The sequence below is a fragment of the Streptomyces sp. NPDC018833 genome, assembly GCF_044390825.1.
GTDB lineage: Bacteria > Actinomycetota > Actinomycetes > Streptomycetales > Streptomycetaceae > Streptomyces.
In genome coordinates, this window is record NZ_JBIRZM010000002.1 from 594,961 (window position 1) to 621,815 (window position 26,855).

The window sequence follows — 26,855 nt, forward strand, 5'->3', positions numbered from 1 at the left end:
CGCACGGGCCGATACTCTGTCCGTGTACGGCGGGTGATCGAGGTGCGGGAGGCCCAGTGGGTGTGGAGGAGCCGTTGTCGCGGATGCCTCAGATGCGGCTCGATGAGCTGCTGGAGGAGCTTCAGGCGCGTATCAACGCGGCCCGCGGCACCCGGGACCGGGTGCACAGCCTGCTGGAGGCGGTCGTCTCGGTGGGGCGCGAGCTGGACCTCTCCCAGGTGCTGCGGCGCATCGTGGAAGCCGCTGCGCTCCTGGTCGACGCCCAGTACGGAGCCCTCGGGGTGATCGGCCCCGACGGGCGGACCCTGTCGCAGTTCCTCACCTACGGGCTGACGGACGAGGAGATCACCAGAATCGGTCCACTGCCCGCGGGACACGGGATCCTGGGAGAGCTCATCCGCCATCCTGAGCCCCTGAGGCTCACCGACCTGAGCGCACACGAAGCGTCCTACGGATTTCCTCCCCACCATCCGCCCATGCGCACGTTCCTGGGCGTCCCGATCCGCGTACGCGACGAGGTGTTCGGCAACCTCTACCTGACCGACAAGCGCGGCGGTGCCGACTTCGACGCCGAAGACGAATCGGTGATCTCCACCCTGTCCGTCGCTGCCGGTGTCGCCATCGACAACGCCCGGCTCTACGAGGCCTCACAGAGGCAGCAGCGCTGGCTGCAGGCGAACGCGGAGATCACCAACAGCCTGCTGTCCGGCAGCCCGCGGCTGGAGGTCCTGGAGCTGATCGCCCGGCGCGCCCAGGAGATCACGGGGGCGGCGCTCGCCGACGTGTCCGTGCCGGTCACGGGGACGGACGACCTTGTCGTGGAGCTGGCCCTCGGCGCCGACGGCGACAGCCGCCGTGGCCTGGTCGTCCCCGTCGAGGGAACACTGTCCGGCGCCGCCTACAAAGCCGGTGCACCCGTGACCACGGCCGGCCTCGCGGAGGACGACCGGTACACCGCCGGGCCCCGCCGCTTCGAGGGTCTGGGTCCGGCGGTCGCCGCCCCCCTGGGCACCGCCGCCAAGGACACCCGGGGCGTCCTGCTGCTCGCCCGTCGCCAGGCCGATCCCGTCTTCACCGACGGTGAACTCCAGCCGCTGCTCTCCTTCGCGGCGCAGGCCGCGATCGCTCTGGAACTGGCCCAACGCCGCAGCGACACCGAGCAGCTCGCGCTCCTGGAAGACCGCGACCGCATCGCCCGCGACCTGCATGACCTGGCTATCCAGCGGCTGTTCGCGACCGGTATGACCCTGCAGAGCGCCGCACGGCTCGTCCAGCACGAGGGCGCCGCCGAACGCGTCTCGCGCGCCGTCGGGGACCTCGACGAAACCATCAAGATCATCCGCTCCACGATCTTCGGCCTGCGCGCCCGCGAGGAGGACACGGGACCGAGCCTGAGGGCACGCGTGGCCCGCGCGGTGGGCGAAACCGCGACGACGCTCGGGTTCCCGCCCCGCCTGAGCATGGAAGGCCTGCTCGACACGGACGTGCCGCCGCAGGTGGCAGATCACGTCATGGCGGCCCTCACCGAAATGCTGAGCAACGCCGCCCGCCACGCGCACGCCACCCGGGTCGAGGTCGCCCTGCAAGCCATCTCCGACGAAGTCGTCCTCACCGTGACGGACAACGGCAGGGGAATCCCCACTGACGGCCGGCGCAGCGGCCTGAGCAACCTCGCGGACCGGGCACGCAGCGTGGGCGGCACCTTGCAGATCGAGCGCCCGGACGAGGGCGGCAGCCAGCTCGTGTGGCGGGCGCCCCTCACCGCCGGCCTTGCTGAATGACGGCCCGTGACACCGCCGTTGCAGGACGCCGGTCATCACCTGTGACCCCGCCGCACGTGCCAATCGGTCGTCATACCTGGGCCCGGCCCCACGCCGGCGTTGCGCTCAGAGCCCGCTTCGCCTTTCCCGGTCGGCGCGCTATGTAGTGAGCTGCAGGCCCGTGACCAGGTCGGGCCGGATGCGCAGCGCGGCGTTCATGGCGGGGTGGTCGATCCACGGGCGCAGGCGGGTGGCGAAGCGCGCGAGTTCGCCGGTATCGGTGACCCGGTGGGCGTACCCGGTGACCACTACGCTCCACCCGATGTGCGTGTCGGGGTCGATGACGTCCGCCTCGTAGGCCACTACGACGCCTGTGGCATTGCTGGGGGCCACGATGGAGGCGAGCGTCGCGCCGTCGTGGAGCTGGACGATGATGTCGTCGCCGTCCATGAGGTGGTTGACGGGGCGGACGGCCGGCAGAGCGTGCTGGGTGAAGACGATGCGCCCCAGGGAGACGGTGCCGAGCAGGCGCAGCGCCTCGGCGCGGTCGAGCTGTGCCATACGCCGGGGCGCCACCGCCTCACGGTGGTCATCCACCGTTCGATGCGTGGCTTCGTCCTTCATCGTGCCCACCTTCTGCTCCGGCTTGGTTCTGGGGCACTACGTGCCTTCAGCCAGCGTCCCCTGCGATTGACCGGCGGCAATAGGGCCGAACGGACCTTTCATGCGGGCACGGCACTCAGGCCGTCCCGCCGCATGGCTCCGCCTCTTCGGTCGTCAGGCGAAGGAACAGGGCAGGGCGCGATCCACGCCCAGAGTACGGATGACGCGAGCGGGAAGCCGCTGGATGCCGGACAGACTCAGGCGCACGCCGGCTGCCAGGCAGCGCTTGTGCATGCGGAGGAAGAGCGCGACGCCGGAGCTGTCACAGAAGGTGACATCCGTCAGGTCGAGCGTCAGTTCACGCTCCGCGTCCCGGGTGAGCTGGGTCAACGCCGGCTCGATGCGTGCAACGGTGTGGAGATCGAGCTCCCCGGACAGGGCGACGGCCACCGTCCTCTGGTCCGGCGAGGCCTTGGTCAGGCTGATCTTGGTCATCGTCATGGCGGCAGCCTCTCTGTGTTCAGGCAAGGCCCGGGGCCCTGATTGCACCGACTGTGCCGGCGCTTGTCAGTCCACCGGAACGCGCGCTCAGGCAGCAGGTCCGCGGGTCCCTCCGCGCGGGGCCGAAGGTCCCACGCCGGCGGCGCCTCGCCGAAGGGCGCCGACCCGGATTCGAGCCGATGCCGCCTCTGCCGCCGCGCGGCGCTCCCCGTCCGTACGGTTGCGGAGCCGCAGTGATCGCATGGGATCTGGCGGCCTTGGGCACCAGCATGTATGGGGTGCGGCTGCGTATCAGGGCCATCCGGCCCTGGCTGTCGGCCCGGCTCGCGCGGCACGATGCAGATGGATCCGCCTGTGGCGGAAGAACTCGGCGAACACGGAGTGTGTAATGACGGACAGCAGCGGCGGCCTCACCGAGAAGGAACCGCTCAGGGTCTTCCTTCTCGACGACCACGAGGTGGTGCGCCGCGGTGTGCACGATCTTCTGGACGCCGAACCCGATCTGACCGTGGTCGGCGAGGCGGGCACGGCCGAGCAGGCCCTCGTCCGTGTGCCCGCCCTGCGCCCGCAGGTCGCCGTCCTGGATGTGCGTCTGCCGGACGGGGACGGCGTGAGCGTCTGCCGGGAGCTGCGCTCCCGCATGCCCGACCTCGCCTGCCTGATGCTGACGTCGTTCGACGACGAGGAGGCGCTTCTCGACGCGATCATGGCCGGCGCGTCCGGCTACGTTCTCAAACAGATCACCGGCACCGACCTGGTCAACGCCGTGCGTACGGTCGCCTCGGGTCAGTCCATGCTGGATCCCGGCGCCACGGCACGGGTCATGGCCCGGCTGCGCGGCGGAGCTCCCAAGGAAGAGCAACCGCAGGGCCTGCCCGGCCTGACGGAGCGGGAGCGCGAAATCCTCGCCCTGGTCGGGGAAGGCTTGACGAACCGTGAGATCGGCAAGCGGCTCTACCTGGCGGAGAAGACTGTCAAGAACAACATCTCCCGGCTGCTGGCCAAGCTGGGCGTCGAACGGCGGGTACAGGCCGCCGTCATCGCCACCCAGGCCCTGGCCGCCCAGGACGAGCAGGGCGGCTCGGCGACGGGGCGCGAAGGCCGCCCGAGGACCTGAGCACAGGTTCACGCGCACGCACACCGGCTGAGCAGCCCGTGCTCGGCGTCCTTCCGGGATGCCGATCACGGGCTGCTTCAGCGTGTCTGCACGGGCTGCTTCAGCGTGTCTGCGAGAGAGGTAAGCCGAGCCACGCGCATCCCGGACGTCACCGCACCTGTGCGTACGAAGGAGCTGCTCCGCGTTGGGGACAGCCGGGACTGTCCCCAACGCTGGGCGAGGTCGTCAGGCGTGTGGCACGACGGCGACGGGGCAGGGGGCGTGGTGCAGCGCGGCGTGGGCGACGGACCCGATGCGGGTACCGACGGGCGCGTGGCGTGCCCTGCGGCCGACCACGAGCAACTGCGCGCCTGATGCGGCCGACAGCAGCACCTGCCCTCCGCTGCCGATCTCGACATGCTCGACGACCGGCACGTCGGGGTACCGTGCGCGCCACGGGGCGAGTGCCTCCGAAAGTGCCTTCTTCTCGAACGGCTCCAGCCCTCCGGCGTCGTCGGCCAGGCGCATCGAACCGGGGCTGTAGGCATAGACGGGTGGCAGGCTCCAGGCCCGTACCGCCCGAAGGGCTGCGCCGCGTGCGGCCGCGGCCTCGAAGGCGAACCCGAGCACCGCGTCGCAGTCCTCGGGCGTACCCTGCTGACCCACGACGACCTCGCCGCCCTCCGCCGAAGGCCTCTTCCCCTCTCGGGCACGGACGGACACCACGGGCCGTGTCGCGGAGGCGATCACCTGCTGCCCGTACGAGCCCAGCAGGAAGCCCATCAGGGCGCCGTGCCCGCGTGAACCGAGCACCAGCATGTCGGACCGGTCCGCCTCACGGAGCAGTGCGGCGACTGCCGTGTCCTGCACCACTTCAGCAGTGACGGTCAGGTCCGGATGCAGTCCGGCGACGCGCGTTTCGGCTTCACGCAGCACGGCGTTGGCGGACTTGGCCTGGGTCTCCTTGTCCTGGACGACGGGTACGTCCAGCGGCTGCCACAGCCAGGCGTGGACGATGCGCAGCGGTACCTTGCGGAGTTCGGCTTCGCTTGCCGCCCAGTCGGCCGCTGCCAGGCTTTCCGCTGATCCGTCCACTCCAACAGTGATAGCGCGGGTCATGGGGGCTGCCTCCATATGCTCCGGCGGGCACGGCCGTCCAGGCCGGCCCTTTCTTCTCTTCCCCAGCATCAGCGAGGCAGGCACTGCCGGCAGAGGGCCACTTGGCCCTACGTCCCGGCCGTTCGGTCACTACGCCTGTCCGGCGCCCGGCCATGCGCGGTGCTGTGGGGCCTACAGGTCCCGTGGCCGGGACTTGTGGCCCCTCTGCGGCGTGTCACGGGGAGGCCACTGTAGGGGTGCAGGCCCTTCCCCGCTTTCTCAAGGAGCCGTTCATGTCCCGCACCGTCACCGTCGGCGTCGACGGATCCCGTGAATGCCTCGCCGCAGTGGACTGGGCTGCCGAGGAGGCACTCCGCCGCGCGGTACCGCTGCGGCTGCTCCATGTCTGGAGCAAGGACGACGACCCGCGTACGCGCCTGGTGGACCCGGCAACGGCCCGGGGATGGGGTGAACGGGCGCTCGGTACGGCGCAGAGGCGACTGTGCCGGCGTCACCCCGGCCTCGATGTCGAGACGGAGTGGGTGTCGGGTGACCCGGTGGAGGAGTTGTGCGTCGCGGGCGACGAGGCGGAGGTGCTGGTGCTCGGCTCCCGTGGCCTGGGTGGTCTGGCCGGTTTCCTCGCCGGGTCCGTGTCGCTGGCCGTGCTCGCCCGCATCCAACGCCCCGTCGTACTGCTCCGCCCGCACAACCGCCCGGCGGCCGGGGAGGACGGTCCGGCGGGGGAGGTCGTGGTCGGCCTGGACGTGTCCGCACCCGCTGACGAGGTGCTCGCCTTCGGCTTCGCCGTGGCCGACCGGTACGGCTGTGCTCTGCGGGTGCTGCATACCTGGGCCGTTCCGGCGGTCCACGGGCCGGACATGGGCGGCGCCCTGCCGCTGCTCATGTCGGAGATCGCCCAGGACGCGAGCGTGGCGCTCGACGAGGCGCTGGCCCCGTGGACGGAGAAATACCCGGGCGTTTCCGTCGTCCGTGAATGCCACCAGGGCAGGCCGGCGCAGGACCTCGCGGAGGCGTCACGCGACGCCCGGCTGGTCGTAGTGGGCCGCAAGAACCGGCGCGCGCGGATCGGCACCCACATAGGGGCCGTCACCCATGCCGTCATCCACCACTCCCTGGCTCCCGTGGCAGTGGTGCCGCATGACTGAGCGGACCGGCCGCTCCTGACCACGGGCCCGCATGCCCGCCCCGCTCCTGGGGACCCGGAACCCACCGAAGAGACAGGCGAGCAGCCATGGCCAACTATGTGTACGACTTCTCCGAGGGCGGCCGGGACATGGTCGAGCTCCTGGGAGGCAAGGGCGCGAACCTGGCGGAGATGGCGCGTATGGGCCTGTCTGTCCCGCCCGGCTTCATCGTCACCACCGAAGCCTGTCGGATCTTCCTCACCACGGCCCGGCCTCCGGTCGACCTCGACCGGCAGATCGGCGAGTATCTCGCGGCGCTGGAGCGGGCGTCGGGAAAGCGGCTGGGGCAGGTGGACGACCCGCTGCTGCTGTCTGTCCGCTCGGGGGCGAAGTTCTCGATGCCGGGCATGATGGAGACCATCCTCGACATCGGCCTGAACGACCGCTCGGTCTTGGGCCTGGCCAAGACACCCGAGCGCGAACGCTTCGCCTGGGACTCCTACCGGCGCCTTGTGCAGATGTTCGGCAGTACGGTCATGGGCGTGGACAGCTCCCACTTCGAGAACGCGCTCGCCGCCGTCAAGGAGCAGCACCACCGCAGCGACGACACACATCTGGACACCTGCGACCTCATCCGGCTCGTCGAGACCTTCAAGGACCTGATCCAGGAGAAGACCGGCGAGGAGTTCCCGCAGGATCCGGCCGAGCAACTGCGGCGGGCGGTCCTCGCCGTCTTCACCTCCTGGAACAGCGAGCGCGCACGCCTCTACCGCCGCCGCGAGCACATCCCCGACGACCTGGGCACCGCCGTCACCGTCCAGACCATGGTGTTCGGCAATCTCGGCCCGGACTCCGGCAGCGGCGTCGCCTTCACCCGCGATCCGGCCACCGGCCGGCCAGGCGTCTACGGCGACTACCTGCCCAACGCCCAGGGCGAGGACGTCGTCTCCGGCATCCGCAACACCGTGCCCCTCCAGGAACTGGCCGGCCTCGACCCCACGTCCTTCACGCGGCTGCGCGGCTACATGGACCAACTGGAGGCCCACTACCGCGACCTGTGCGACATCGAGTTCACCATCGAACGCGGCAAACTGTGGATGCTCCAGACCCGCGTCGGCAAGCGCACCGCCCAGGCCGCCTTCACCATCGCCTCCCAGCTCGCCGACGAAGGACTCATCAGCGAGCATGAGGCGCTGGGCCGGGTCAGCGGCGAGGCGCTCGCACGGCTTATGTTCCCCCGCTTCGCCACCACGGACACGAGCGAGGTCGTCGCGCGCGGCGTGCCCGCCTCTCCGGGAGCGGCCGTGGGAGCCGTTGTGTTCGACTCCGCGGAAGCGGTCCGCAGAGCGGCCGCCGGCGAGAAGGTCGTGCTCGTACGGCAGGAGACGACGCCCGACGACCTGCCGGGCATGGTCGCCGCCCAGGCGGTGCTCACCAGCCGGGGCGGAAAGACCAGCCACGCCGCGGTCGTCGCACGCGGCATGGGCAAGGTGTGCGTGTGCGGGGCGGAGGACATCACCGTGGACACGCGCCAGCGGCGCTTCACCGCCGGTGACGTGACCGTTCCCGAAGGCACGGTCGTCTCCGTCGACGGGTCGGAAGGCGTGGTGCGCCTCGGCTCCGTACCCCTGGTCGACTCCGAGGTCATGCGGTACTTCGACGAGGGCGGCGTGCCGCCGGCCGACGGCACGGCCCGGCCGCCGGTACGTGACGTCCACCGGCTCATGCGGCGGGCGGACGCCGTGCGGCGCCTGGAGGTGCGGGCGAACGCCGACACCCCCGAGGACGCGGCCCGCGCCCGCCGCTTCGGCGCCCAGGGAATCGGCCTGTGCCGCACCGAGCACATGTTCCTCGGCGACCGGCGCCCCCTCGTCGAGGCAATGATCCTCGCGGACGGCGACACCGAACGAGAGGCGGCACTCGCCGCGCTGCTGCCACTCCAGAGGCAGGACTTCACCGGCATCCTCGAAGCGATGGACGGACTGCCGGTCACCGTCCGGCTGCTCGACCCACCGCTGCACGAGTTCCTGCCGGACCGTACGGAACTCGCCGTCCGTCTCGCACGCGGCGAAGCCCTCGGTACGCCACCCGACCCGCACGACACCGAACTTCTGGCGGCCGTCACACGCATGCACGAGGAGAACCCGATGCTCGGCCTGCGCGGCGTACGCCTGGGGCTCGTCGTTCCGGGGCTGGTGACCATGCAGGTACGAGCGCTCGCAGAGGCCGTCGTCGCGCGCAAGCGGGCGGGCGGCTACCCCCGGGCAGAGATCATGGTCCCGCTGGTGGACGCGGTCGAGGAACTCCACCTTGTACGGGAGGAGGTGGACCGGGTCCTCGTACAGGTCTCGGAAGAGACGGGCGTCGACATCGCCTGCCCGGTCGGAACCATGATCGAACTGCCCAGGGCCGCTCTCACCGCGGGCCGGATCGCGACGGAGGCGGAGTTCTTCTCCTTCGGCACGAACGACCTGACGCAGACGACCTGGGGCTTCTCCCGCGACGACGTCGAGGCCGCGTTCTTCTCCGCGTACCTCGACAAGGGCATCTTCCCCGTCTCCCCGTTCGAGACGATCGACCGCGAAGGCGTCGGCCGGCTGGTGCGGATAGCGGTCGAGGAGGGCCGGGCAGCCCGACCGGACCTGAAGATCGGCGTGTGCGGAGAGCACGGAGGCGACCCCGCCTCGGTCCACTTCTTCCACGACACCGGACTGGACTACGTCTCCTGCTCGCCCTTCCGCATCCCGGTGGCCCGCCTGGAGGCGGGCCGGGCAGCTCTGGAGGCGAACGGCACCGACGCGAGCGCGTAACCCACGCAAACGTGCTGCCTTGCGGGCAGGGACAACCACGCCGTCATGAGGCCCGGCCGAAGCAACCGGGTCCGGCGGGGCGCACGCCGCGGGGCGGGCCTGGGGTCCCTCACACAGCGGGGGACCTCAGGCCCTCCCCGCGCGGCTCACCGGGGCCGGTCAGCGGCCGCCGCCTGCCTGTTCGGCTCTGCCCCCGCGGCACGGCCGACGAGGAGCATCAAAGGGGGGAAAGGGCGATCGCCCACCTCGCCTCCGTCCCGGCCCTGGAGATGACGACATGACTGTGACCGTCCAGCCCCCTGCCGACACCAGCCGCACCGGCACCCCGTGGCGCGGCTTCACCGGTGAGAAATGGCAGCGCGAGATAGACGTCCGTCCCTTCATCCAGGACAATTACGCGCCGTACGAGGGCGATGCCGCGTTCCTGGCCGGTCCCACCGACCGCACTCTCGCCGTATGGAACACCGTCGCCGCCCTCTTCCCCGAGGAGCGACGCAAGGGCATCCTCGACGTCGACACGGCGACGCCCTCCACCATCACCTCCCACGCGCCCGGCTACATCGACCGCGGCCGGGAACTGATCGTCGGGTTGCAGACCGACGCCCCGCTGAAGCGGGCCATCATGCCGGGCGGCGGACTGCGTATGGTCCAGAACGGGCTGCGCGCGTACGGCTTCGCACCGGACCCGTTCGTCACCACGGTCTTCGGCACCTACCGCAAGACCCACAACGACGGTGTCTTCGACGCCTACACCCCCGAGATGCTCCGCGCCCGCAAGGCAGGCATCATCACGGGCCTGCCCGACGCCTACGGACGGGGCCGGATCATCGGCGACTACCGCCGCGTCGCGCTGTACGGAACCGGCCGGCTGATCGAGGCCAAGCGCGCCGAGCGGGCGCGGCTGGACGAGATCCCTTCCACGGCTGACGTCATCCGTGACCGCGAAGAACTGTCCGAGCAGATCAGGGCGCTGGGCGAGCTGGAGCGCATGGCCGCTTCCTACGGCTGCGACGTCTCCCGTCCCGCCGCCACCGCACACGAGGCCGTCCAGTGGCTCTACCTGGGCTTCCTTGCAGCCGTGAAGGAGCAGAACGGCGCGGCGATGTCCCTGGGCCGCACCTCCACCTTCCTGGACGTCTACCTCCAGCGTGACCTCGACGAGGGGCGCATCGACGAGAGCCTCGCCCAGGAACTCATCGACGACTTCGTGATCAAGCTGCGGATCGTGCGGTTCCTGCGTACGCCGGAGTACGACGCGCTGTTCTCCGGCGACCCCACCTGGGTCACCGAGTCCATCGGCGGCATCGGAGAGGACGGCCGGTCCCTGGTCACCCGCACGTCGTTCCGCTTCCTGCAGACCCTGTACAACCTTGGACCCGCGCCCGAGCCCAACCTGACCGTGCTCTGGTCCCCCCGGCTGCCGGAGGGCTTCAAGCGGTTCTGCGCCCAGGTCTCCATCGACACCAGCTCCATCCAGTACGAGTCGGACGACCTCCTCCGCCCCCGCACGGGCGATGACACGGCGATCGCCTGCTGTGTCTCCGCGATGGCGGTGGGCAAGCAGATGCAGTTCTTCGGCGCCCGTGTGAACCTCGCCAAGGCCCTCCTGTACGCCATCAACGGTGGCCGCGATGAGATGACCGGCGAGCAGGTCGCCCCTGCGACGGCCCCGCTGACCGGCGAGTACCTCGAGTACAACGAAGTGGCCAACGCGTACGACCGCATGCTGGACTGGCTCGCCGCGACCTACGTCAACGCGCTCAACGTGATCCACTACATGCACGACAAGTACGCCTACGAGCGCATCGAGATGGCCCTGCACGACCACCCGGTGCACCGCACCATGGCCTGCGGCGTCGCCGGCCTGTCCGTGGCCGCCGACAGCCTCTCGGCCATCAAGCACACCCGCGTGAAGGTCATCCGAGACGCCACCGGGCTCGCCATCGACTACCGGGTCGAAGGCGACTACCCGGCGTACGGAAACGACGACGACCGCGCGGACAGCATCGCCGTCGACTTGGTCCGCTCCTTCATGGCCAAGGTGCGCCGCCACCCGACCTACCGGGGTGCCGAGCACACCCAGTCGGTGCTGACCATCACCTCGAACGTCGTGTACGGCAAGCACACCGGCAACACCCCCGACGGCCGGCGGGCGGGGGCCCCATTCGCCCCGGGCGCCAACCCGATGAACGGCCGCGACCACCACGGCATGGCCGCGTCCGCTCTGTCGGTCGCGAAGATTCCGTACGACGAGGCCCGCGACGGCATCTCCCTGACGTCCACCATCACCCCGGAGGGCCTGGGGCACGAGCCGACCGAACGCGCGGACCACCTGGTCGGAATCCTCGACGGCTACACCTCCGCGGGCGGTTTCCACATGAACGTCAACGTCCTCGATCGGGCCACACTGGAGGACGCCATGGAACACCCGGACAACTACCCGGACCTGACCATCCGCGTCTCCGGGTACGCCGTCAACTTCGTCCGGCTCACGCGGGAACAGCAGCTGGACGTCATCAACCGCACGTTCCACGGTGCGCGATGACCACCGGCCGCATCCACTCCTGGGACCTGTCCACCGGCGTGGACGGGCCCGGGACCCGGTTCGTCCTCTTCCTCAGCGGCTGTCCGCTGCGCTGCTTGTATTGCGCCAACCCCGACACCTGGCACATGCGCGACGGGCAGCCCGTCACCGTGGACGACGCGATGGCACGCATCGAGCGGTACGGGCAGTTCACCGACCTGGCCGGCGGAGGGGTGACCCTGACCGGAGGCGAGCCTCTGCTTCAGCCCGCCTTCACAGCCGAGGTATTGCACCGGTGCAAGGAGTTCGGCCTGCACACCGCCCTGGACACCTCGGGCGCCCTCGGTGCCCGGGCCGACGACGCTCTCCTGGCCGATACCGACCTCGTCCTGCTCGACATCAAGTCCTTCGACGCCGACGTCTACCAGCGCCTGACCGGCGGCCACCTCGCGCCCACTCTCAACTTCGCCACCCGCCTCAACCGGCTCGGTGTCCCCGTCTGGATCCGGTACGTCCTCGTGCCGGGCTGGACCGACGACCCCGTCGCCGTCGACGGGCTGGGCCGCTTCCTCGCGGGGCTGGACAACGTCAACCGCGTCGATGTCCTCCCCTTCCACAAGCTCGGTGCTCACAAGTACGACACCCTCGGCATCCCTTTCCCCCTCCGCGACAACCCCGTTCCCAGGGCCGCACTGGTCGAGCGCGTCCGCGACCAGTTCCGCGCGTACGGCTTGCAGGCACAATGAACCAGGTAACTGTGCATCGTTGCCCGTGGATCACTGCGGCCGGGACGAAGAGCCATCGCCCTTGTACGCTGATGTGATGGCCCTTCCTTGAGCCCTGAGGCCCGTTGGGAGCGGCGTCGGGGCGTGCCGCGAGGCCCCCCTGACTCGCGGCGTACGGATGCCGGTCCGCTCAGCGACGGCCTGCGCGGTCAGGTGTCGGCGGCGCAGGGAGACCCCGTAGCTCGCGCGAGCTGCGCGAGCCGTTCGTTCCAGCGGTCAGTCCAGTCTGACGGTGAGCAAGACCAGCGCGTCGGTCTCGGCGACCAACTGGTGCCGTTGGTCGGGGATGTCGACGAGGTCGTCCCGCTCCAGGGGCCAACTGCGGTCGGCTGTACTCAGGGTCACCCGGCCGGACAGGCACAGCAGCGTGGCCGCTCCCGGCGCCCGGTGCTCGGCCAGCTCCCGGCCCCGGGACAGCGCGAGCAGGGTAACGCGGAGTCCGGGGAGGGCGACGACGGTCCGCGCCGCCCGTCCGGAGCCGGCCGACGCCGCGTCGGTCAGGAGTTCCTCTCCGGTGCTTCGCAGCGCGGTGATCTCACCGGCCGAGTGAACGGGGTGGTGGTCGTTCATCGGACGCGCTCCCACCCTCGCCGTGGAGCTCGTGTGCCGAGCTGCGTGTCGCGGCTGCGGTAGACGATGTAGGGGCGGGTGAGGTAGCCCAGCGGAGCGGTGAGCATGTGGACCAGCCGGGTGAACGGCCAGATTGCGAACAACGCCAGCGCGCTGAGCGCGTGGAGCTGGAACAGCAGCGGTACGCCGGTCATCAGCGCGGGGTCGGGCTGGAGGTAGAAGATCGACCGGAACCAGGGGGAGATGGTGGTGCGGTAGTCGTAGCCTCCGCCGATGATGTTGGCGGCCACGGTGGCGGCCAGTCCCAGCACCAGGGCCAGGGTGAGCATGACGTACATCAGTTTGTCGTTGCGGGTGGTGGCGCTGAAGACGGGTCCGACGGTGCGGCGGCGGTAGATGAGGATGGCCAGTCCGCCGAGTGTGCTCACCCCGGCGATGGTTCCCAGGACGACGGCGGTGACATGATAGGTCTGCTCGGTGATGCCCAGGGCTTCCGTCCAACTGTGGGGGATCAGCAGGCCGCCGATGTGGCCGATGAGTACCACCAGGATGCCGAAGTGGAACAGGGGGCTGCCGATGCGTAGGAGCCGGCTTTCGTAGAGCTGGGAGGAGCGGGTGGTCCAGCCGAACTTGTCGTAGCGGTAGCGCCAGACGTGGCCGCCGATGAACAGCACCAGGACGACATAGGGCAGGATCACCCAGAGCAGGACGCCGAGTGTGCCGGGTTCGGCGGCGGCGTGCTGGAGCGCCGACTCCGTCGGTGCGATGGTCATCGGGCTCATCGGCGGCCTCCCACCGGGTCGGGCATGTACGAGGGCGGCGCGAAGGGTGCCAGGCCGACCTGTTCCTCGGGTGGTCCCTCGGCTGCCAGCCGGGCGACTGCCTCGCGCTCGTCTCCCGCCAGCGGCGGCAGGGTCGCGGACACCGAGTCGAGGACATGCGCCCAAGGGGTGGTCGCGTCGTGCAGGGCCAGGCGTAGCAGCTCCAGCCCGGCCCGGTGCTCCAGCAGCAACTTTCGGCCGGCTTCCGGTTCGGTTGCGGCGAATTCCAGAACGACGGCCAGGTGGTCGGGGAGTTCGTCGTCGGACAGCCGCAGTCCGGCGGCGGCGTAGGTCTGCTTCATGCTCAGTAGCGCGACCCCGCGCTTGCGGGTGTCTCCGTGGGCGTAGTACGTGAGGAAGGGGCAGCACCGCTTGCGGTGGTCGAAGACGGCGACGTACTCGGTGGCCAGGTCGGCGGCCGCGGTGGCTTCCGCGTGGTCCAGGAACCGGCGCATGGGGGCAGCGACCGGCCGTGGTAGGCCGGTCGCGACTCGGCGGGCCAGCTGGATGTGCCCGTCGAGGTCCTCGTCGGGGTAGGCCAGCAGCAGCGACTGGATCTGCCAGGCCGGCGCCGACATGGGGGCGGCGGTGCGAGGGGTCATGGCTTCGGCTCGCTCTCGGCGTTCGGGTCGGTGCCGTCCATCAGCTCCGCCGGGGGGCCGCCCTCACTGCTGGGGTGATCGGGGAACAAGCCCTTGGGCGTGCCCTTGCCGTCCCAGTTGAGGAGGTTGACCCGGCTGGCCTTGTCCGCGGGGTCGGTGACGGAGTCGCCTGTCTGGCGGGCGTGCAGCATGCGGAAGTTCTCCACGGCGACCGGGGAGGCGCCGCCGGATGCCTCACCGAACGGTCCGGAGCCGCCCATACCGGGCCCGCCCTCGTAGTCCAGGCTGCACTCGGTGGCCAGTTCCTCCAAGCCGTGGGCCTGCTCCGCGTGCGCCGGCGGGATGACGTAGCGCTCGTCGTACTTGGCCAAGGCGAGGAGCCGGTACATCTCGTACATCTCCTCCTCCCTCATGCCGACCGCCGCGGGGATGGAAGCGTCGGGCTCGCGGCCGAAGTTGATGTCGCGCATGTAACTGCGCATGGCGGCCAGCCGTCGCAGTACGGCGTCGACGGGTGCCGGGTCACCGGCGGTGAACAGCTCGGCGAGGTACTCGACGGGGATACGCATGGCGTCGATGGCGGCGAAAAGGTTGTTGCGGTCCTCCGCGTCATGGCCGGTGCCGCTGACCGCGTCGACGACCGGGGACAGCGGCGGGATGTACCAGACCATCGGCATGGTGCGGTACTCCGGGTGCAGCGGCAGGGCAACCTTGTAGGTGTTGATGAGGGCGTGGACCGGGGAGCGCTGCGCGGCCTCGATCCAGTCGCGTGGGATGCCTTCACGCTCGGCCGCCGCCATGACGCCCGGGTCGTTCGGGTCCAGGAGGATACTGCGCTGAGCCTCGTACAGGCCGGTGTCGTCGGGGGTGGAGGCGGCCTCGAGGACGCGGTCCGCGTCGTACAGGGCCAGGCCGATGTAACGCAGGCGTCCCACGCAGGTCTCGGCGCAGACGGTGGGCAAACCGACCTCGACGCGCGGGAAGCAGAAGGTGCACTTCTCGGCCTTGCCGGTGCGGTGGTTGAAATAGACCTTCTTGTACGGGCAGCCGGTGACGCACATGCGCCAGCCGCGGCAGCGGTCCTGGTCGACCAGGACGATGCCGTCCTCACTGCGCTTGTAGATCGCCCCCGAGGGGCAGGAGGCGGCACAGGAGGGGTTGAGGCAGTGCTCGCAGATCCGGGGCAGGTAGAACATGAAGGTTTGCTCGAACTCGAACTTCACCTTCTCGGAGATCTCGGCGAGCAGGACGTCCTTGTCGCCGTGCTCCGGCGCTCCGCCGAGGTCGTCGTCCCAGTTCGCCGACCAGGTGATCTTCATGTCCTTGCCGGTGATCAGCGACTTGGGCCGGGCGACGGGGGTGTGCTCCTGGAGCGGCGCGTTGGTCAGGGTCTCGTAGTCGTAGGTCCAGGGCTGGTAGTAGTCGTCGAGGGAGGGCAGCTTCGGGTTGGAGAAGATGGTGATCAGCTTCTTGAACCGGCCACCCGCCTTGAGCGTGAGCCGGCCGCGCTTGTTCAGCTCCCAGCCGCCCTTCCAGGTTTCCTGATCCTCGTAGCGGCGCGGATAACCCTGACCGGGGCGGGTCTCGACATTGTTGAACCAGACGTACTCGACCCCGCTGCGGTTGGTCCACGCCTGCTTGCAGGTGACGGAGCAGGTGTGGCAGCCGATGCACTTGTCGAGGTTCATCACCATCGCCATCTGGGCCATGACCTTCATCAGTACGTCACCTCCTGGGAGCGGCGGCGGATGACGGTGACCTCGTCGCGCTGGTTGCCGGTGGGGCCCAGGTAGTTGAAGGCGTACGACAGCTGGGCGTAGCCGCCGATGAGATGGCTGGGTTTGACCAGCAGCCGGGTGAGTGAGTTGTGGATTCCACCGCGCCGTCCGTTGGTCTCCGTGCGGGGGACGTCGATGAGCCGGTCCTGCGCGTGGTGCATATAGACGGTGCCCTCCGGCATCCGGTGGGAGACCACCGCGCGGGCGACGACGACGCCGTTGCGGTTGACCGCCTCGATCCAATCGTTGTCCGCCACACCGATCTTCGCCGCGTCCTCCCGGCTCATCCACACCGTCGGCCCGCCGCGCGAGAGGGAGAGCATGAACAGGTTGTCCTGGTACTCGGAGTGGATGGACCACTTGTTGTGCGGGGTCAGGTAGCGGACTGTGATGCCGAGTTCGCCCGTGTCCCCGACCTGGGGCTCGCCGAACAGGGCGTGCATGTTCAGCGGCGGCCGGTAGACCGGCAGCCACTCCCCCAGTTCCGCGATCCAGTCGTGGTCGAGGAAGAAGTGCTGCCGGCCGGTGAGGGTGTGCCAGGGCTTGAGGCGTTCGACGTTGATGGTGAACGGCGAGTAGCGGCGCCCGCCGGACTCCGACCCCGACCACTCGGGTGAGGTGATGACGGAGACGGGTGCCGCCTGGGTGTCGGCGAAGGTGACCTGCTTGCCCTCGTGCTCGGCCGCCAGGTCCGCCAACTGGGTACCGGTGCGGGCCTCGACGGTGCGGAAGCCCTGGGTGGCCAGATGTCCGTTGGTGGTGCCGGAGAGAGCGAGGATCGCCTCGCATGCTTGGACGTCGCGGGCGATGGAGGGCCGCCCGTCGGCCACTCCGCCGTGGACGGTGCCGTTCTTGTGCCGCAGGTACTCCAGCTCACGGCCCACCTTGAACGTGACACCCTTGGTGGTGGCGCCCAGAGTGTCGAGCAGGGGCCCCAGCGCGGTCATCTTCTCGGCCACGGTCGCGTAGTCGCGCTCGACGCTGATCAGCTTGGGCATGGTGCGGCCGGGCACGGGCTCGCACTCCCCCGCCTTCCAGTCCCTCACCCGGCCGTGCGGGGTGGCCATGGCGTCCGGGGTGTCATGGAGCAGCGGAGCGGCCACCACATCGGTGACGGTGCCGAGATGGTCTGCGGCCAGCCGGCTGAACGCCCGGGCGATGGTGTTGAACGCGTCCCAGTCGGTGCGGGTCTGCCAGGGCGGGGAGATGGCCGGATTGAACGAGTTCACGAAGGGGTGCATGTCGGTGGTGTTCAGGTCGTGCTTCTCGTACCAGGTCGCGGCCGGCAGGACGACGTCGGAGTAGAGGGTGGTGCTGGTCATCCGGAAGTCCAGCGACAGCAGCAGGTCGAGCTTGCCGGTGGGGGCCTGCTCCCGCCACACGACGTCGCGCGGGCGGGCGTCCTCGGGTGCTTCGGTGGCGCGGACAGCGGAGTCGGTGCCCAGCAGGTGCTTGAGGAAGTACTCGTTGCCCTTGGCCGAGGAGCCCAGCAGGTTGGCCCGCCATACGGTGAGCACGCGGGGGAAGTTCTCCGGCGCGTCGGGGTCCTCGGCGGCGAAGCGCAGCCGCCCCGCTTTCAACTCGCCCACCACGTACGGGCCCACCTCGCGCCCGGCGGCCTCGGCGTCGGCAGCGATGGTGAGCGGGTTGCGGTCGAAGGTGGGATAGGAGGGCATCCAGCCCAGGCGGGCGGACTGCGCGATGACATCCGCCGTGGACCGTCCGGCGAAGGTGCCGCCGGCCGAGGCCGCGGCGAGGGTGTCGGCACTGAAAGGGTCGTAGCGGAACTGGTCGGTGTGCAGGTACCAGTACGCGGTCTGGATCATCTGTCGCGCAGGCCGGTTCCAGTCGGCCGCTGTGGCCAGCGCCGAGTAACCGGTGATGGGCCGAACCTTCTCCTGACCCACGTAGTGGGCCCAGCCGCCGCCGTTGACTCCCTGGCAGCCGGTGAGCGTGGTCAGGGTGAGGAAGGCCCGGTAGATGGTGTCGGAGTGGAACCAGTGGTTGGTACCCGCCCCCATGATGATCATTGAACGGCCGCCCGACTCCTCGGCATTGGCGGCGAATTCCCGCGCGATACGGGCCGCCTTCTCCGCGGCGACCCCGGTGATCGCCTCCTGCCAGGCCGGGGTGTACGGCTCCGCGGGATCGTCGTAGCCGGCGGGCCACCGGCCGGGAAGACCCCCACGGGTCACGCCGTACTGGGCCAGCAGCAGGTCGAAGACCGTGGTCACCGTCTTCCCGCCGACCTGGCGCACGGGCACGCCACGCAACAGTCGCCCGGCTTTTCCGTCAGGGGTGTCGAAACGGGGCAGTTCGACCGCGACCGGCGCCTCCGGGCCGCCATCGGCGCTCAGCAACGGGTCGACCTCTCCGAGGTCGAGGTTCCACTTGCCCATGCCGGACTCGCCGTAGCGGTGGCCGAGTGTGCCATTGGGCACCACCGGCCGGCCGGTGGCGGCGTCCAGCAGCACGGTCTTGAACTCCGCGTTCTCCGCTGCCGCCTCCTCACCGCCGAGGTCGACCGCCGTCAGGAACTTGCCCGGCGTGTACGTTCCCGGCTCGCTCTCGTCGAGCGTGACCAGGAACGGCAGATCGGTGTATCGCTTCACGTACGAGGCGAAGGACTGCGTCTCTCGGTCGACGAAGAACTCCTTCAGGATGACGTGCCCCATGGCCATCGCCAGAGCGCCGTCCGTGCCGGGCTGAGCGGCCAGCCATTCGTCGGCGAACTTCACGTTGTCCGCGTAGTCCGGTGCGACCGCGACGACCTTCTGCCCTCGGTAGCGCGCTTCCGCCATCCAGTGCGCGTCCGGTGTGCGGGTCACCGGCAGGTTGGACCCCCACATGATCAGGTACCCGGCATCCCACCAGTCACCCGACTCGGGCACATCCGTCTGGTCGCCGAAGACCTGCGGCGAGGCGACAGGGAGATCGGCGTACCAGTCGTAGAACGACAGCATCGCCCCGCCGAGCAGCGAGTAGAAGCGGGCACCGGCGGCGTGGGACACCATGGACATGGCCGGGATCGGCGAGAAACCCGCCAGCCGGTCCGGGCCGTACGCCTTGATGGTGTGCACGTGCGCGGCGGCGATCATCTCGGCCGCCTCGTCCCAGCTCGCCCGCACCAGGCCGCCTTTGCCGCGCACCGACTTGTAGCGGCGGGAGCGCTCGGGATCGGAGACGACGTCGGCCCAGGCCAGCACCGGGTCACCGAGACGCTGCTTGGCCTCCCGGTACATCTGCAACAGCACCCCGCGCAGGTACGGGTAGCGCACCCGGGTCGGCGAATAGGTGTACCAGGAGAACGCCGCCCCGCGCGGACAGCCACGCGGCTCGTACTCCGGCCGGTCCGGGCCGACCGACGGGTAGTCGGTCTGCTGCGCCTCCCAGGTGATGATGCCGTCCTTGACGTACACCTTCCACGAACAAGAGCCGGTGCAGTTCACCCCGTGAGTGGAGCGCACCACCTTGTCGTGCGACCAGCGGTCCCGGTAGAAGCCGTCCGCCCCCCGTCCGCCGATCTGGTGCAAGGTGCGCCCGTCGTCCGACACCTCCGCCCGGGTGAAGAAGCGTCGGCTGCGCACCAGCGCATCCGCAAGCGGGCCGTCCATACCTGCCCGCTGCCCCGGGTTGGTCTTGGTACTCACCGTGCCACTCCGCTTCCGGGCGCGCCCGCCCGTTCGAATTGTGATCGGCCCCACCACGAACGACTCTAGGGTCACTGTCTACTCACATGTCAACAACGGCATCCTGAGAATGACGCCGATTCAGGTGTGTCGCTCGCGCGGGCTACACGACTACCCCCACACCTCGAACGCATGCCTGTCCCCCGTTTCAACACGCCTGCCAGATACGCGAGGTGGGCCTGCTCCACGGCCGGTGCGGCCGTCCCAGGTCGGCGCTGGCCCCTTGAGCGGCCACCGCGGGAGCCCTCGTGCAGGGGAAGGGGCACGCCCCCATTCGGCCGTCACCCGACGTTCCCACGCCCCCACCCTTGCCCTTTGCCCGGTCCCGGCCGACCGGTTTGAGCGGACCGAGGGCGTCGCCAGGCTGTGTCGCCCCGGGGGGTGCACTCCCGGAGCTCGAGCCCGCGCGTCGTGGACGTTGTCCGCGGCAGCGGCGGCATGCTTCGGCGCAGACGCGCGACGGAAGGTGTGATGCTCCGTGTCACCCCGGCCACTGGCGTCGTGATGACAGCGGACACCCGCCATGACGAGGCTCGTGCATCGAGGTCGCGGTCAGCGACGGTGGGCGGGAGTCTTGAGCGATGCCGCGATCGACTCGGCGGCTCGCTGAGCGCCCTCGATGCAGCTGGTGATGCCGACGCCGTCGTAGGCGGCTCCGCAGACCGTGAGCGTCGCGAGCTTGCCCACGTGTTCCTGGACGCGTGCCATGCGGGTGATGTGGCCGACGGTGTACTGCGGGAGCCCGGCGGCCCAGCGGGTGACGGCGGTGTCGCAGGGGGCGGCGGTCAGGCCGGTCGCGGCCGCCAGTTCCGCGCGTGAGCGGGCTATCAGTTCCTCGTCGTCGAGGGCCGTGGTGGTGTTCTCCCCATACCGGCCGACCGATGTGCGGATGACGACCTTGTCGGGCGCGTACTGTCCCGGCCACCTCCACTTGCTGCTGAGGAATGTGGATGCCTTGATGACGTGGCCGTCCACCGGCGGGACGAGGAAGCCGCTGCCTCGCAGCTGTCCCGACAGGTCCGCCCGGTTGAAGACCAGGGTGACCAGGGCCATGTCCGCGTATTCGACTTGGCGCAGCTCGGCGGCCGCGACGGGCGCTTCGGCGGTCAGCAATGTGGCGGCGGCGGGCGCGGGCACGGCGAGTACCACCGCGTCGGCTTGGATCTGCCGCTGTCCACGGACGTCTTCGATGGTGAGCTGCCAACCGCGGTCCGTGCGCCGCAGGGCCCGGACGGAGGTGGCGGTCCGGATGTCCGCACCTTGGGACCGGCACGCCCGCGCGATGGCCAGCGGCAGCCGGCCCAGGCCGCCCCGGATGCTGCGGAACGGAGGAGGGCTGGGCGTCCGTTCTCCGGTCGCTGAGGCACCGGGCTTGGGCGGCTGCATCCGGCGGATGCCTTCGAGCAGGGACCGCTCGTCGCGGGCGACGGCCATCAGCTGAGGCATCGTGGCCTGCAGCGAGAGGCGGTCGGCGCGCCCGGCGTAGACTCCGCCGAGCAGGGGTTCGACCAGCCGGTCGACCACCTCGCGGCCCATCCGGGCCGCCACGTACCGGCCGACGGCGATGTCGTCACCGACTTCCGTGCGGGGAAGCTGCAGGTCCCAGCACGCCCGGATGAGGCCGTCGGCGGACAGCACTCCGGAGGCGGCGAGAGCGTCGAGGTCTGCGGGTATGCCCATCATGTGGCCCCGGGGGATAGGACGTAGCGCTTCACGGGTCCACAAGGAGGCCTCCATCGTCGACGGCGGCTCCAGGTCGTGGCCCAGGCCGACTTCCCGGGCCAGGTCGATGGCTCCTGGCCGCCGGACGAATACCGCTTCCGCTCCCAGGTCCACGGGCACGCCGCCCACCTCCCCGCGCAGCAGCTTGCCGCCGAGCCGCTTTCCGGACTCCAGCAGCGTGATGCGGGCCCGCAAGCCGCTGTCGCCCGCTGCGCCGCTGAGGTGCGCAGCAGCGGTCAGGCCGGCGATGCCGCCCCCCACGACCACGACGTGAGGCATCGCGTCGTCCGGCGCGTGGTCGGAGGCCGAGAAGGAGGAGGAAGGAGGGCGGTGCTGGACGGCGGGTGTGTTCATCGGGGTCGCGGCCTTTCTGGTGGTGCCTTCGGATGCAGGAGGGAGCGCACTCCACCCCCTCCAGCTGGTTCCGGCCGACGGGCTCGAGCTGGGCCTTCCGGCGCCTCCCGCACCGAAGTGCAGCGGGGAAACGCGGGTGGGGCGGCTGCTGGGGCACGGTGCTCAGCGCGCCGGTGATGCCGTAGCGCCGGCGGACCGGGCCCGTACGGCGTCCAGAACGTCCCACTGCTCGGGGGTAAGGAATGTCAGGGATGCGGGGAAGAGCCCGTCCTGTTCCTTGAGGATGTGCTCGCGCAACATCGCCAGAGCCTCCACCAGCGCGGTGGGCCAGCCCGAGTCACCCGGCACGCCGTCGGCCGCCTGGGCAAGGACGGCTTCGATGCGGCGGTGCTCGGCCTCCAGCGCCGCGATGTGATCGGGAAACTCGGTGGCCATGGCGGGGAAGAGGCCATGCTCCTCGACCTCGGTGTGCGGGGCCAGCACGGCGGAGATCTGCCGGGCCAGTTCCGCCATCCGGGGTATGTCGCCGTCGCTGTGGGCGGAGCGTACTCGGCCGATCAGGTCGACGACGGTGTCGTGCTCGCGGGTCAGTTCTTCGATGGCGGCCACCGCCTGGCAGCCGCAGTACTCACACATAGCCGAGTCCTCGTGGAAGCGAGAGGGTCATGCCGGGTTCGTGGTGCCCGCGCTGGCGTCGGCGGCGGCTCGTCGCACCCGGGTGACGGTGAAGGCGAGCGCGGCGGCGGCGACCAGAACCAGCAGGAGCAGACCCAAGGCGTAGCTTCCCGTGGCGCTGAAGATGACTCCCATCGCCAGCGGCGGGACGAAACCGCCCAGGCCGCCGGCCGCGCCGACGACGCCGGTGACGGAGCCGACCTTGTTGGCCGGTGCGAGAAGGGCGACCAGGGCGAAGGTGGCGCCGCTGCCCGCGCCGAGGGCTGCGGCCATGGCGAGGAAGGCGATGGTGCCTACCGGGGCCAGGGGCGGGGTGGCCGACTGGACGGCCGCGCCCACGATCACGACGGCCAGCGTGCCTGCCAGGACCCGGGTCGGTCCCATCCGGTCGGAGAGCCAGCCGCCGATGGGGCGCATCGCCACGGCCAGCAGGACGAAGCCTGCCATCCGGTTGGCCGCGTCGGCCTGGCCCAGTCCGTAGCCGGTCTTGAGGTATGTCGGAAGGTAGACCGAGAAGGCGACGTATCCGCCGAACGCGACCGCGTACAGGGCGGATGCCTGCCAGGTGATGGGCAGCCGTAGGGTATCGGCCAGTCGGCGGGCCAGCGGTTCGCTGGGGACGGTGCGGCCGGGGGCGTCGCGCAGCAGCAGCGCGGCCAGTACGGCGTAGGCGGCGAGGGCTGCGGCGGTGATGAGGAAGGGGTTGGCCATGCCGTGGGCGTCCACGAGCTTGACGGTCGTCAGCGCGCTGATCGCGGTGCCGCCCATCCCGGCGCCGAAGATGCCGATGGCCAGCCCGCGTCGCTCCGGCGGGAACCAGCGGCTGACGAACGGAACTCCGACGGCGAAGGCCGTCCCTCCGATGCCGAGGAAGAAGCCGCCCACGAGCAGGGCCGCCAGCGAGGAGTGCCCGGCGAGGCCCAGGTAGAGCACGGGGACGATCGTTGCGGCTGACACGAGGGGGAACATGACCCGGCCGCCGAACCGGTCGGTCAAGGCACCTACGGGGATCCGGCCCAGGGAGCCGACCACGACGGGCACGGCCACCAGGAGGGACTGCTCGAAGGAGCTGAGCGCCAGGATCTCCTTGAATCGCGGGCCCAGGGGGCTCAGCAGCGCCCACGCCCAGAAGTTGACGGCGAACCCCAGTGTGGCCAGCGTGAGCATCATCCACGGACTGCCGGCCGTGGAGGTGCGGCCTCCTGCCGTCGATGGTGCTGTCCTGGCGGTGTCCTCAAGCGGGCGCATCGTGTACCTCTCGGTCGAGTCCTTATGGGAGCGCCGCCCGGATGCGGGGCGTGGTGGCCCCGGCATCGCTTCTGCGGCTCCCAGCCACCAGGTTCGTCGAGCCGGTCCCTGATCGCATGGGGCCATTCGTCCCGCCGCCCCGGCCGACCGGCCGTTCTCATAGGGCCGGTACGCCCGCCGCCCAAGACGCACGGCCCGTGCCGTGAGGTCGTGTTGCCGCGATTGCACAGCCGCATGCGTTGAGGCATCGTTCCAAGCCAATGGAGAGGGCCTGTCAAGCGCCCAGAAACGCCCGATGCCCGGCTTCCGCAGAGGCAGCAGCCGGGCATCGTCGAGGGATGGTACCCCCAGGGGTCGTCCTCTACCAGGGCATGGGCAGGACGTCCACGATCTGGCCGGCGCACGCGCCGTCGGGTGGGATCACCAGCAGACCTGGTGAGGTGGCCAGGCCGCGCAGCATGGCCGATCCGCCGTGTGCCTGGGGAGAGGCGGATCCCTCGGGGGTGAGCCGGTAGGGCAGCAGGCGATGATCGCCCGAAGGGGAGAAGACGTCGATCGCCAGGGGCACGCGCCGAAGACGGGGCAGCGGGCGGCCTCGCAGGGCGGCCATGAGCGGTTGCAGCAGGGTGAGCAGGGCCGCGCAGGCCGCCAGTGGGTTGCCGGGCAGCGCCACCCACCAGCGGTGATCGGGCAGCTCGGCCAGCATCATCGGATGCCCGGGCCGTACGGCGACCCCGTCGATGAGGATCAGCCCACCTACACGCTCTATGCAGGCACGCACATGATCGACCGGGCCTCGGGCACTGCCGCCGGTGGTGACGATCACATCGGCGGTGCGCAGCTCCGCAGTAACCCGCGCAAGGACACCCTCGAGGGTGTCGGGGACGTGCCGCAGGCGAACGGGGCCGGTGTGCAGCGCTGCCAGCCACAACGGCAGCTGCGGCCCCAAAGCATCCCGCACCCGTCCTGGCCCCGGTACGCCACGTGTGATCAGTTCATCGCCGAGGACAAGGCAACTGACCGCCACAGGCCGGTGGACGTGGACCGTGTCGTTGCCGCCGGCTGCTGCCAGGCCGATGGCCGGCGGGGTGAGCAGGAGGCCCGCGGCCAGCAGGACATCACCTTCGTCGGCCTCCTCACCCTGGGGGCGCATGTCCGCCCGGCCGCCGGGCCGGGGAGTTCCGGGCACGGTGCGCAACAGCCCTGAGCCGTCCAGCGCTCCTCCCTCACTGCGCAGCACCGCCTCGGTGCCGGGCGGCAGCGCGGCACCGGTAGCGATGGCCACCGCCGTTCCTTCGGCCAGGGGCGGCCCGATGGTTCGCCCTGCCAGGACGGACCCGACGACGCGCCACGGGGACTCGCCCCGCACGGCCCAGCCGTCCATCGCCGAGGAGTCCGCCGTGGGTATCGGCGCCTGGGCGAGGACCTCCTCGGCCAAGACGCAGCCGGCCGCCATGGACAGCGGCATCCGCACGGCCGGCAGCGGCGTCGCCGCGTTGTGCGCAGCGTGTCGCGCGGACGGCCACTGCGGATGGACCAGCGGCGAGACGACGGCAGTGGGGCTGATGACGGCCATGGGGGTGATCCTCAGATAAGGCGGCGGCCGGTGCGGTGCCACGGCAGCCGGCCGGGGCGGTCAGGCGGTGGCGTCGGCCAGCCACAGGTCGGGGCCGAAGACCTCGTAGCGGATGCTCCGGGCCGGGATCCCGCCACGCCGCAGCTGCGCCCTGACCTCACGCATGAAGGGGAGCGGGCCGCACAGGTACACGCTCGCCTCGGCGGGCAGCTGCAGTCCGTCGAGGTTCATCAGCCCCTTCACAGACCCGCACTCCTTCACCGCGTCCCGCTCGTACCAGAACGTGGCGCGGGCATCCGGCAGCGTGCTGACCAGCCGGTTGGTGTCGGTACGCAGCGCGTGGTCGGCCGGTGAGCGGTCGGCATGCAGGACCGTGACGGGACGGGACGAGGCGGTGGCTGCGAGGTGCTCCAACATGGAAACCATCGGGGTGCAGCCGATGCCGGCGGAGACCAGCACCAGCGGCACGTCCGTATCGTCCAGCACCACATCGCCGAACGGGGCGGAAAGGGTGAGTTCGTCACCGGCCTTGAGCGTGCGGTGCAGCAGGTTCGACACTTCGCCGTCGGGGGCGCCGTCACCAGTCACGCGCTTGACGGTGATGCGGCGCACCTCGTCGCCCGGCGCCGAAGAGAGGCTGTACTGGCGCAACTGGTGCACGCCGTCAGGCATCTTCACCCGCACGCTGACGTACTGGCCGGCCCGGGCGCGCGGTGCAGGGGCGCCGTCAGCGGGGCGCAGCAGGAACGAGACAGTGTCGGCGGTTTCCTCGCGGCGTTCGACGACGGTCCACTGCCGCCAGGGATGCCCCGGCTGCACCTGGGCTTCGAGGTAGAGGCGCGCTTCCTGGGCAATGAGGGCACCGGCCATCAGCCAGTAGACCTCGTCCCACGCCGCCGCCACGTCAGGGGTGATCGCCTCTCCGAGGACATCGGCGATGGCGGCGAACAGGTACTTGTGCACGATCGTGTACTGGTCGTCGGTGACGCCGACAGCCACGTGCTTGTGTGCGATACGGGCCAGCAGCGTGTCCGGGCGGGTGTCGGGGTCCGCCAGCAGCGCACCGGCGAAGGCGGCGATCGACCCGGCCAGCGCCCTGCGCTGCGCGCCGCTGGCCTGGTTGCCGCGGTTGAACATGCCGTCCAGCAGCTCCGGGCGGTCGGCGAACATCGTGGCGTAGAAGCGGGTGGTTATCTCGTCCAGTGCCCCGCCGACGGCAGGAAGGGTGGCCCGGATCAGCGAGGCCGACTCGACAGACAGCATGACAACACTCCTGAGGGAGGTAGCGGAGAGGGGGTTGACGCTGCGCAGCGGCAGGCACCTACTGGTTTAGCAGCCCGAAAGCCGCCCCACCCCACTCGCACGCAAGACCCGGGACCAAGGTCCCTGTGGTCAGGGCCGCCCGGTCCGATACAGGTTGCGGGAGCCGGGACCAGCGGCCCATGCCCGGTCCACGACGAAGGTGCCATGGTCCCTGCGCACTGGTCAGGGCCGACCA

At 70.3% G+C, this 26,855-nt stretch carries 19 protein-coding genes; 6 read left to right on the top strand and 13 right to left on the bottom strand.

All coding sequences use genetic code 11. The features are described from left to right. Nucleotides 1–83 precede the first annotated feature (83 nt). Nucleotides 84–1,781 (top strand): GAF domain-containing protein, encoded by a 1,698-nt coding sequence (locus ACH5AF_RS06530; protein ID WP_398900306.1) that lies wholly within the window; start codon nucleotides 84–86, stop codon nucleotides 1,779–1,781. Nucleotides 1,782–1,919: 138 nt separating this feature from the next. Here the strand turns inward: ACH5AF_RS06530 and ACH5AF_RS06535 are convergent, their stop codons facing one another. Further along, nucleotides 1,920–2,384, bottom strand: a complete 465-nt coding sequence (locus ACH5AF_RS06535; protein WP_398900307.1) for a pyridoxamine 5'-phosphate oxidase family protein — start codon at nucleotides 2,382–2,384, stop codon at nucleotides 1,920–1,922. Nucleotides 2,385–2,537: 153 nt separating this feature from the next. Beyond that, nucleotides 2,538–2,864, bottom strand: coding sequence for an STAS domain-containing protein (locus tag ACH5AF_RS06540; RefSeq protein ID WP_398900308.1), 327 nt, complete (start codon nucleotides 2,862–2,864; stop codon nucleotides 2,538–2,540). A gap of 388 nt (nucleotides 2,865–3,252) precedes the next feature. On the opposite strand from ACH5AF_RS06540, the gene ACH5AF_RS06545 reads away from it, so the two are divergent. Further along, nucleotides 3,253–3,981: a response regulator gene (locus tag ACH5AF_RS06545; protein WP_398900309.1), complete on the top strand. Its 729-nt coding sequence runs from the start codon at nucleotides 3,253–3,255 to the stop codon at nucleotides 3,979–3,981. A gap of 225 nt (nucleotides 3,982–4,206) precedes the next feature. On the opposite strand, the gene ACH5AF_RS06550 is transcribed toward ACH5AF_RS06545, so the two are convergent. Continuing rightward, nucleotides 4,207–5,079, bottom strand: a complete 873-nt coding sequence (locus ACH5AF_RS06550; protein ID WP_398900310.1) for a universal stress protein — start codon at nucleotides 5,077–5,079, stop codon at nucleotides 4,207–4,209. Between the two features lie 272 nt (nucleotides 5,080–5,351). Here ACH5AF_RS06550 and ACH5AF_RS06555 point away from each other — a divergent pair, with 272 nt between their 5' ends. From ACH5AF_RS06555 to pflA, 4 genes are all read left to right on the top strand, one after another. Next, a complete protein-coding gene (locus ACH5AF_RS06555; RefSeq protein WP_398900311.1) occupies nucleotides 5,352–6,224 on the top strand; it encodes a universal stress protein in 873 nt (290 codons plus the stop codon). Nucleotides 6,225–6,310: 86 nt separating this feature from the next. Next, nucleotides 6,311–9,013, top strand: a complete 2,703-nt coding sequence (gene ppdK / locus ACH5AF_RS06560) for a pyruvate, phosphate dikinase (protein WP_398900312.1) — start codon at nucleotides 6,311–6,313, stop codon at nucleotides 9,011–9,013. A 277-nt stretch (nucleotides 9,014–9,290) separates the two neighbouring features. Beyond that, complete coding sequence (gene pflB / locus ACH5AF_RS06565; protein ID WP_398900313.1) at nucleotides 9,291–11,558, top strand: formate C-acetyltransferase; 2,268 nt, start codon at nucleotides 9,291–9,293, stop codon at nucleotides 11,556–11,558. After that, a complete protein-coding gene (pflA, locus tag ACH5AF_RS06570; RefSeq protein ID WP_398900314.1) occupies nucleotides 11,555–12,283 on the top strand; it encodes a pyruvate formate-lyase-activating protein in 729 nt (242 codons plus the stop codon). The genes pflB and pflA overlap by 4 nt, the downstream gene beginning before the upstream one ends. A gap of 255 nt (nucleotides 12,284–12,538) precedes the next feature. Here pflA and ACH5AF_RS06575 read toward each other — a convergent pair whose 3' ends face one another. From ACH5AF_RS06575 to ACH5AF_RS06620, 10 genes are all read right to left on the bottom strand, one after another. Continuing rightward, the gene (locus ACH5AF_RS06575; RefSeq protein WP_398900316.1) at nucleotides 12,539–12,892 is read right to left on the bottom strand and encodes a hypothetical protein; all 354 of its coding nucleotides are present in this window, start codon (nucleotides 12,890–12,892) and stop codon (nucleotides 12,539–12,541) included. Next, entirely contained in the window at nucleotides 12,889–13,665 is a 777-nt protein-coding gene (gene narI, locus ACH5AF_RS06580) for a respiratory nitrate reductase subunit gamma (RefSeq protein WP_398900457.1), read from the bottom strand. Before narI ends, ACH5AF_RS06575 begins: the two co-directional genes overlap by 4 nt. A 5-nt stretch (nucleotides 13,666–13,670) precedes the next feature. Beyond that, nucleotides 13,671–14,315, bottom strand: a complete 645-nt coding sequence (gene narJ / locus ACH5AF_RS06585) for a nitrate reductase molybdenum cofactor assembly chaperone (protein WP_398900317.1) — start codon at nucleotides 14,313–14,315, stop codon at nucleotides 13,671–13,673. Beyond that, on the bottom strand, nucleotides 14,312–16,033 hold the full coding sequence (gene narH, locus ACH5AF_RS06590; RefSeq protein WP_398900318.1) for a nitrate reductase subunit beta: 1,722 nt from the start codon (nucleotides 16,031–16,033) through the stop codon (nucleotides 14,312–14,314). The genes narJ and narH overlap by 4 nt, the downstream gene beginning before the upstream one ends. Beyond that, nucleotides 16,033–19,707: a nitrate reductase subunit alpha gene (locus ACH5AF_RS06595; protein ID WP_398900458.1), complete on the bottom strand. Its 3,675-nt coding sequence runs from the start codon at nucleotides 19,705–19,707 to the stop codon at nucleotides 16,033–16,035. The genes narH and ACH5AF_RS06595 overlap by 1 nt, the downstream gene beginning before the upstream one ends. Nucleotides 19,708–20,334: 627 nt before the next feature. Then, on the bottom strand, nucleotides 20,335–21,858 hold the full coding sequence (hemG, locus tag ACH5AF_RS06600; protein ID WP_398900319.1) for a protoporphyrinogen oxidase: 1,524 nt from the start codon (nucleotides 21,856–21,858) through the stop codon (nucleotides 20,335–20,337). Between the two features lie 162 nt (nucleotides 21,859–22,020). Continuing rightward, nucleotides 22,021–22,494 carry a hemerythrin domain-containing protein gene (locus tag ACH5AF_RS06605; protein ID WP_398900320.1) on the bottom strand — a complete coding sequence of 158 codons (474 nt, stop codon included), beginning with the start codon at nucleotides 22,492–22,494 and terminating at the stop codon, nucleotides 22,021–22,023. Between the two features lie 27 nt (nucleotides 22,495–22,521). Further along, nucleotides 22,522–23,700, bottom strand: coding sequence for an MFS transporter (locus tag ACH5AF_RS06610; protein ID WP_398900459.1), 1,179 nt, complete (start codon nucleotides 23,698–23,700; stop codon nucleotides 22,522–22,524). 442 nt (nucleotides 23,701–24,142) lie between these two features. Continuing rightward, nucleotides 24,143–25,357, bottom strand: coding sequence for a molybdopterin molybdotransferase MoeA (locus tag ACH5AF_RS06615; RefSeq protein WP_398900321.1), 1,215 nt, complete (start codon nucleotides 25,355–25,357; stop codon nucleotides 24,143–24,145). Between the two features lie 60 nt (nucleotides 25,358–25,417). Next, nucleotides 25,418–26,620, bottom strand: coding sequence for a globin domain-containing protein (locus ACH5AF_RS06620; protein ID WP_398900322.1), 1,203 nt, complete (start codon nucleotides 26,618–26,620; stop codon nucleotides 25,418–25,420). Nucleotides 26,621–26,855 lie beyond the last annotated feature (235 nt).